Genomic DNA, 3,788 nt, shown 5'->3' with positions numbered 1-3,788 from the left:
TGGCTGCCTTACAGGCGTTGTTATCTGCACAACAGCATCAGGTGCCCAGCAACTCGGGGATACACAAAGCCATTATGCACGCCTTAAAGCGCTGGCCTGTGTTAATGACCTATCTCGACGATGGGCGGATACCGATTGACAACAATCATGTGGAAAACTGCATCCGTCCTGTGGCCTTGGGAAGAAAAAATTGGCTGTTTGCCGGTTCACTGCTGGCCGGGCAGCGCATGGCGGGTATCATGAGTTTGCTACAAACCGCGAAACTCAATGGCATTGAGCCGTTTACCTGGTTGCACTTTGTGTTGACACATCTTCCAACATGGAAAAACAGTCAACTGGACCAACTGCTGCCCCTGCCTGGTAACACCTTCTCCTCATCCACTTAATCTGCTGCTCACCTTAACCACTTAACATAAACTCGCAAGGTGAGATGGCCGGATGTTTACGACCCAACATGTACTCACGAATGTCAAACCAACCCTGTGCACCTGCTATTACCGCACATAACGAGCCAAAGAGAACATCAAAAAGGGGGTAAGTGATTTTTGCACTTTGTCTTTTGTCATGGAGTGAACTGAAATGGCGCTGAAAGGATGCGAATGGCATGATTAACTCTCCTAAAAGGAGAGTATAAGATCACAACGAAAACTGATCGTCAAATCGATCCTCTTTGTTCAAAAAACATTCGTGATCTTGCTCTGGTAATTATACTATCAGTATTTCTTGGCAATCATATTAATCCACTTTAATCCTTTCATATTTTGCAATAGCATTTAACAATGCAAGGAATGAGGCCTGAACAATGTCCCGGCTCTGACCGGCGGCACAATAACGTTGCCCGTTAATATTGGCTTGAATATAAGTGATTGCTTCCGAGTTCTCATTTACTCCCAAAGTATGTTCATTGTAACTAACAATATCAATATGGTAGCCAAACTGCTGGGTGAGTGCCCGAACAAAAGCTTCCAGCGGCCCCTGCCCATCAGCTTGGATAGTAATAGTACATTGTTCTCTTGTCAGGGTTATATATAGTTTCACGATCTTATTATCATTAAGAATATTGAAACTACCTATTTTCCACGCATTATTTATATTTAAGTAATTGTTCTTGAAAAGTGCATAAATAACCTCTACTGACACTTCGCTTTCTATCCTTTCAGCTTCATACTGTACCACCGGACTGAAATCAACTTGCATCCAACGAGGCAGTTGCCAGCCATATTTACTGGCCAGCACATATCCGATCCCTCCCTTCCCTGATTGGCTATTGATACGGATCACTTCTTGGTAAGTACGACCAACGTCGCGTGGATCAATGGGAAGATAGGCCACCCTCCACGTTTCTCCTTGTTGATATTTCGCTAAACACTTATTAATGGCATCCTGATGACTGCCTGAGAACGCGGCAAACACTAATTCCCCTACATACGGATGACGCGGGTGCACTTTGAGTTGAGTACAGCTTTCCACAGTCTGAATAATGCGATCAATATTCATCAGATTCAATTGTGGGTCGATACCTTGACTGTACAAGTTCATCGCGGCAATGACAATATCCATATTGCCGGTACGTTCACCATTTCCTAGAAGAGTCCCTTCAATTCTATCAGCACCTGCCATCAAACCAAGTTCAGCTGCGGCTATGGCACATCCGCGATCATTGTGGGTATGCAGGCTGATAATGATACTATCGCGTTGGGCAATATGATCGCACATCCATTCAATTTGATCCGCATACACATTCGGAGTGCTCATCTCTACGGTAGCCGGCAGATTGATAATCACTGGGGATGATGGGGTAGGCTCCCAGACTGCATTCACAGCATTACACACCTCTACGGCATACTCCAGTTCAGTGCCAGTAAAACTCTCTGGAGAGTACTGAAATTGCCATTTTGTTTCAGGTTGACGCATGGCATACTCCTTGACCCAGACTGCACCCTGTACAGCAATTTCTTTAATTTCCTGTTTTGATTTACAGAAAACTTGTTCCCGCTGTATCACTGAAGTGGAATTGTACAGATGTATAATCACACTATTCGCCCCCTTCAGTGCCTCAAAAGTTTTTGCGATTAATTCTTCTCTGGCCTGTGTTAGTACCTGAATAGTAACATCATTAGGGATTAGCCCCTCTTCTATCAGTTGACGGACAAAATCAAAGTCAGGTTTTGAAGCAGCAGGGAAGCCTACCTCGATCTCTTTTAATCCAATATCCACTAATAAATTAAAAAATTCTAATTTCTGTGTGGGTGCCAAGGGTTCAATCAGAGCCTGATTACCATCGCGCAGGTCGACACTACACCAGACTGGCGCTTTCTGAATAATTTTATCCGGCCAGCGGCGAACGTGCTTTTTTACTGGTGTGTAAGGGGAGTATTTACGATAATCAAATATGCTCATGTCACGGCCTTATATTTTATTGACAGTAAGGGGAGTACATACCCCGTAGTATACATAATTTCATTTGTAACACTACAGGGTGATGCTTTCAATTAGTTGAACCTAGGGTGTGTCCCGTAACTATTTTTTGTACAATTTAGCGATATTTAGAGCCTATCTCAATAGGAGTTTATTCCACACAATAAGTCCGCAGGCAAAATGCAACATGGCCTCGTAATTTTCAGCCTTTTTCTCCCAGCGAACCAATAAACGACGATATCGATTAAGCCAGCTATGTGTCCGTTCAACCACCCAGCGGCGGGCTTTCATACCAGGCTCTTTTTTCAACGCGTCTGACTCCGCTTTTCTGCCTTGAATATGCGGAATATAACGGCGTGCTTTTAACTCGCTTTCCAACCAGTTCGCTTTATAGCCGTTATCCAAACATAAGTGCAATCGAGCACCGGGTTTCCCCGTTTCAAGCGCATCGAGCGTTTGCTTCACCAGGGTGATGTCATGAATATTTGCCGACGCAATCACGCAAGAGAGCGGCAATCCGTTGGCATCGGTCAGCAGACTACGCTTGCTCCCCTGTTTTCCTCGGTCTGTCGGGTTGCGGCCCGTTTTTTTTTGTCCCGGCCAGTGGCGCTTTGGTCATACATCCATCGAGAGAAAGCCACGACCAATCGATACAGGACAATGCCTCACTTTCAAGCAATCCATTTTGCCAAAAACGCTCAAAGACCCCAGCAGCAGTCCACTCTTGGAAGCGGCGATGAGCGGAACTGGAGGAGCATATTCCTGTCGCATTAAGCGCATTCCATTGGCACCCTGTGCGTAGAACGAAGAAAATGGCGTTCATGGCGGCACGATTGTCGACACGTTTGCGATGCGTTCCCAACGGATGCTGGGTTTTATGCTCCGGGATCAGTGGCGCCATCTTTTCCCACAGTTCATCGCTAATCTGCCACTTGCTATTTGCCATAACTCACCCTCAGAAATGGTCATGATGTATTATACAGCAATTCCTATTGAGATAGGATCTTAGAATAGATCTTTACGCAGTGGGAATCGTTCATTCATAACACGCGAGCCTATATAAAACTTCTGCATTTTCTCACAATGTGTGATAATTTCCGGCTGTTTCGTCCGTTGTGCTACGGCGATGAGATTCCTGTAAATATCGCTGACCGGTGCCTCGAAACGCAACTGAATTTCTGACAGGCGAACCAAAATTTTCTCTGCATCATCTTTCTCCTTGAAACGCTCTGCCAAAGTATCTCCCCCTGTGGCAGGATAGTTGTCACTATCAAAAAATAACCACATTGGGGTGGAGTAGAGTAAGTAATGGCGAAGTATTCACCGGAGCATAAAGCAGCCGTACTGAAACGGTTATTGCCTCCCTATAA

General features: G+C 45.1%; 4 protein-coding genes and 1 pseudogene. 1 reads left to right on the top strand and 4 read right to left on the bottom strand.

What is annotated here, in order from left to right; all coding sequences use genetic code 11:
* The coding region (locus tag EOJ37_RS13710; protein WP_155522508.1) for an IS66 family transposase at window positions 1-386 on the top strand (386 nt) is incomplete at its 5' end.
* Window positions 387-447: 61 nt separating this feature from the next.
* Here the strand turns inward: EOJ37_RS13710 and EOJ37_RS13705 are convergent.
* The 4 genes and pseudogenes from EOJ37_RS13705 to EOJ37_RS13690 all read right to left on the bottom strand — a co-directional run.
* Window positions 448-606, bottom strand: a pseudogene (locus EOJ37_RS13705) (transposase family protein); the annotation flags it as partial.
* A 129-nt stretch (window positions 607-735) separates the two neighbouring features.
* Window positions 736-2,400 carry a 2-isopropylmalate synthase gene (gene leuA / locus EOJ37_RS13700; protein ID WP_127960449.1) on the bottom strand — a complete coding sequence of 555 codons (1,665 nt, stop codon included), beginning with the start codon at window positions 2,398-2,400 and terminating at the stop codon, window positions 736-738.
* 153 nt (window positions 2,401-2,553) lie between these two features.
* Window positions 2,554-3,364, bottom strand: a protein-coding gene (locus EOJ37_RS13695; protein WP_127960448.1) for an IS5 family transposase whose coding sequence is annotated in 2 segments (ribosomal slippage) — window positions 2,554-3,009 and window positions 3,011-3,364 — 810 coding nt in all. Because the reading frame shifts where the segments join, the coding sequence is not laid out codon by codon here.
* 59 nt (window positions 3,365-3,423) lie between these two features.
* Complete coding sequence (locus EOJ37_RS13690) at window positions 3,424-3,654, bottom strand: hypothetical protein (RefSeq protein WP_127959801.1); 231 nt, start codon at window positions 3,652-3,654, stop codon at window positions 3,424-3,426.
* Between the last annotated feature and the right edge of the window lie 134 nt (window positions 3,655-3,788).

It is taken from the genome of Serratia microhaemolytica (assembly GCF_004011885.1).
GTDB classification, from domain to species: domain Bacteria; phylum Pseudomonadota; class Gammaproteobacteria; order Enterobacterales; family Enterobacteriaceae; genus Serratia_G; species Serratia_G microhaemolytica.
Note: the sequence above shows the minus strand (reverse complement) of the source record. Positions and strands in the feature narration are given on the sequence as shown.

Coding starts and splice junctions, on each gene's coding strand:
- leuA (WP_127960449.1), bottom strand. CDS start 2,400: ATGAGCATATTTGATTATCGTAAATACTCCCCTTACACACCAGTAAAA.